The 3,615-nt window shown below is 71.9% G+C and carries 4 protein-coding genes and 1 CRISPR repeat array; of the genes, 2 read left to right on the top strand and 2 right to left on the bottom strand.

Annotated features, from left to right (window positions below; translation table 11 throughout):
• Positions 1-762 (bottom strand): TIGR02677 family protein (locus SACSA_RS0116530; protein WP_019818829.1); only part of this gene is annotated, 762 nt, incomplete at its 3' end.
• A 381-nt stretch (positions 763-1,143) separates the two neighbouring features.
• Positions 1,144-1,540: direct repeats of the CRISPR family, unit length 28 nt; unit sequence GGACCACCCCCGCGCACGCGGGGAAGAC.
• Between the two features lie 169 nt (positions 1,541-1,709).
• On the opposite strand from SACSA_RS0116530, the gene SACSA_RS27210 reads away from it, so the two are divergent.
• Entirely contained in the window at positions 1,710-1,889 is a 180-nt protein-coding gene (locus SACSA_RS27210; RefSeq protein WP_408640282.1) for a hypothetical protein, read from the top strand.
• 78 nt (positions 1,890-1,967) lie between these two features.
• Here SACSA_RS27210 and SACSA_RS0116520 read toward each other — a convergent pair whose 3' ends face one another.
• Positions 1,968-2,774: an acyl-CoA thioesterase gene (locus tag SACSA_RS0116520; RefSeq protein ID WP_019818828.1), complete on the bottom strand. Its 807-nt coding sequence runs from the start codon at positions 2,772-2,774 to the stop codon at positions 1,968-1,970.
• A 368-nt stretch (positions 2,775-3,142) separates the two neighbouring features.
• Between SACSA_RS0116520 and SACSA_RS23430 the strand changes: the two genes are divergently transcribed.
• Positions 3,143-3,615: PRC-barrel domain-containing protein (locus SACSA_RS23430; protein ID WP_019818826.1), on the top strand; the 473-nt coding region annotated here is incomplete at its 3' end.

Genomic DNA, 3,615 nt, shown 5'->3' with positions numbered 1-3,615 from the left:
CAGCCATGCGGGCGCCGGGTCGCCGCCCGGCGTCGGCGCCAGGTCCGCCCCGGCCAGCGCCCGCTCGTGCAGCACCGAGACACCGTGCTCCTCGACGCGGGTGATGCCGCCCGCGATAGTGTGCGCGCGGGTGTCCAGGTTCGTCACGAACTCCTGGAGGTAAGCCACGGTCGCGTTCTTCACCTCGTGGAAGGTGGTCAGATCGGCCCCGTCGTCGCGCAGCAGACGTTGCAGCTCACCGTTGAACTGCGTGGTGTTCGTGCGCAGCGCCTCCAGGTGGTGCTCCAGTTCGGACAGCGTGGTGTACACCGTCCGGTCGGCCGAGGCGGGGTCCGTGAGCAGCCGGTGCAGCTGGGCGAGCCGGTCGGCGATCGCGTCCAGGACCGCCGTCTGTAACGCCCCGCTGGAGGCCAACACGGACAACGCCTGCCGCACCCCGGCGAACGCCGCCTCGCCGCGCCGGGTCAGCGAGTACTGCAGGTTGCGCCGCTCGAACTCTTCGGCCGTGCGGTAGTTCCCGCCGTGGTCCTGGGTGACGTCGACCAGCCCCCAGTCCCGTAGACTGCCGAGCGCGCGGGCGAGGTCGTCGTCGGAGAGCGCGTCGAACCACCCGGTCTCGCGCAGCCGCGCGCGCACCTCGTAGAGCCCGAGCGAGGTCTCCAACTCTTCGTTCGCCTCGGAGAAGGCGTGCAGCACGGCGGTGTAGACGTCGGCGTGTTCCCCCACGCTGAACCGGAACAACTCGGGCGGCACCCGCTCCATACCCACCTCCCGTCAGGACGCTCCGCCAGCCTACGGGTCGAGGGCGACACGCCGGGTGGAAATGGGCCGAGGGCGGGTAGGGTGCGCGTCAGAAGTGAACAAAAAAAGCCTCCCGTCCGACATCGATGCAGGTCGTCAAGTGTCTTCCCCGCGCATGCGGGGGTGGCCCGAACGGCCCCGTGCCCGCGGCGGCCATGACCAACGTCTTCCCCGCGCATGCGGGGGTGGCCCCTCCTGCCCCGGGACCTGGCCGCCGGCTACCTCGTCGTGTTCCCCGCGCGTGCGGGGAACACCCGCTGCCATGAGTGAACGCATACCCACGCCAGGACCACCCGCGCACCGGAGAAGATTCGATTAATACAGAAGCGGAACCGGCTGATCGGACCACTCCCGCGCACGCGGGGAAGACCGGTGGTTCTGCACCACCACGGCGACACGGCCCGGACCACCCCCGCGCACGCGGGGAAGACTTCCGGGCCGACTTGGAGGCGGGCGCGACGTGGGGACCACCCCCGCGCACGCGGGGAAGACGGCGCGCCCGGGCAGGCCGAGCGGCCCCGGGAATGGACCACCCCCGCGCACGCGGGGAAGACTTGCCGATCAGGCAGATCGCGCGGGCGATGTCGGGACCACCCCCGCGCACGCGGGGAAGACCTCCTGGGTCCAGGAGACCGTGAACGCGGCGTCGGGACCACCCCCGCGCACGCGGGGAAGACGGGGGGCAGCCTGTGATGACGGAACGAGGCTCGAGGACCACCCCCGCGCACGCGGGGAAGACCACGTGTCGTAGTGCGCGGCGTCGTCGCGGTCGGGTCTTCCCCGCGCGTGCGGGGGTGGTCCCACACCCCGGTAGGTGTCGCCGGGCCGCTCGCGGTCTTCCCCGCGCGTGCGGGGGTGGTCCGGAGCAGGGGCCGACTACATGGCGACACCGCGTGTCTTCCCCGCGCGTGCGGGGGTGGTCCAAAATTTGGTGGACCCCGGCGCCGAAGGTTCGCGTCTTCCCCGCGCGTGCGGGGGTGGTCCGTCGGGGCAAAGATCCCAGCGAGCTGGCCGAGGCCGGCATCATCGAGAAGCGGGACAAGGGACGACTCGTGCGTGCCGCCGCCCGCTCCGACGTGGGCAAGTGATCACCGGAGGCTGACCGCTCGGACGTGGGGCGTCCCGGACCCGTCGGTCCGGGGCGCCCCACCCGCGTCGGCGGAGCCCTACCCGGTCAGCACACGGACCATGCCCTCCTGGCCGACCGTGGCCAGCAGCGTGCCGTCGCGGTGGAACAGGCGGCCCACTCCCAGTGCCCGGGCGTCGCAGGCCGACGGGCTCTCGGTGTCGTAGAGCAGCCAATCGTCCGCGCGTGCCCTGCGGTGGAACCACATGACGTGGTCCAGGCTCGCCGTCTTCGCCCGGACGCCGTCGTGACGCAGCGAGTGGGCGCGCATCGCGGCGTGCAGGATCGAGAAGTCGGACAGGTAGGCCAGCAGCGCGGTGTGCGGCAGCGCCTCGTCGGGGAGCGGCCCTGTCGGGCGCACCCACACCGCGGAGCGGGCCCGGTCGGTGTCCTCGGCGGCGACGCGGCGCATCTCCAGCGGGCCGCTTCCCGCGCCGAACGGGTACCAGGTCTCCAGGGTTTCCGGAGCGGGCACCGATGGCATGGTGTCCTGGTGCCGCGGGCCCGGCCCGGGTTCCTGGAACGAGGCGAGCATCTGGAACACGGTCCTGCCGTGCTGGGTGGCCTCCACCCGGCGCGCCGTGAACGACCGTCCGTCCCGAGTCCGGTCCACCGCGTAGCGTATCGGTGCGGCGGGGTCGCCCGGCCGCAGGAAGTAGGCGTGCAGCGAGTGGATCGGCGCCTGATCGCGGACGGTGCGGCTCGCCGCGACGATCGACTGGGCGAGTAGTTGGCCCCCGAAGACCCGGTGCGCGGGCAGGGACTGGTTCACGCCGACGAACGTGTCGGGTCCCTGCGCGTCCAGGTCGAGCACCGCGAGCACGTCGTCGAGTGCCAGCTCGGCCATCCGCCTCCCGCCTCTCGCCTCGCCCGCGCGCACGACGTCGGGGGACTCGTCCGGTCGCGGTATCCGACCACGGTTCGCCGTCGAGGGGGCACCGAGTGTGTCCGACACCATAGTGGGAAATGTGCTTCCAGGACTCGGCCCGCCCGTGGCACGGCCGACCCGGGGGTTCGCCGCCCTGCCACCCATCTCGACCGGAAGGCTCACTCCCCGTGCACGACCACCCTGCGCGACAGGGTGGAACCCACCCGGGTGGGTGGTTCGCGCGGCGGGCCGTTTTCACTCCCGGGTCGATGGACATTCGGGATCAAGAGTTCGGACGGGTGACTGTCCGGCATTCCTGACCGCGAGACGGAAAGGAGGCAGCGATCGTGGCAGCGACACTGCGTCCGGAGGAACTCGTCGACAACGCGGTGGTCGACGCGCAGGGCCGGAAGATCGGCAAGGTCGGCACCGTGTACCTCTCCGACGAGAGCCGACAGCCGGAATGGGTGACCGTACGCACGGGACTCTTCGGTCACAAGGAGAGCTTCGTGCCGTTACAGGGCGCGCACCTGGAAAGCGATGGCGTCCACGTCCAGGTGTCTAAGGATCAGGTCTCCGAGGCGCCCCGGACGGACACCGACGCCGACCTTTCGGGTGAGGAGAGCGCCCAGCTGTACCGGCACTACGACCTGCCCGCGCCGAGGGCGGCCATGCCCGAGGAGAGCACGCAGGCTGCTGGGACGGCGCCCGCCGAGGGGACGAGGCAGGAGGCGACGACCGAGGGCGAGAGCGCCGAGACCGGAGGGCGCGTCGGCCTCGGGCCGGACACGGGCCTCGGGCCGGGCATGGGCACCGAGCC

It is taken from the genome of Saccharomonospora saliphila YIM 90502 (assembly GCF_000383795.1).
Taxonomy (GTDB): Bacteria; Actinomycetota; Actinomycetes; order Mycobacteriales; family Pseudonocardiaceae; genus Saccharomonospora; species Saccharomonospora saliphila.
This window is presented reverse-complemented; position numbering and strand designations above follow the sequence as displayed.

Coding starts and splice junctions, on each gene's coding strand:
- SACSA_RS0116520 (WP_019818828.1), bottom strand. CDS start 2,774: ATGGCCGAGCTGGCACTCGACGACGTGCTCGCGGTGCTCGACCTGGAC.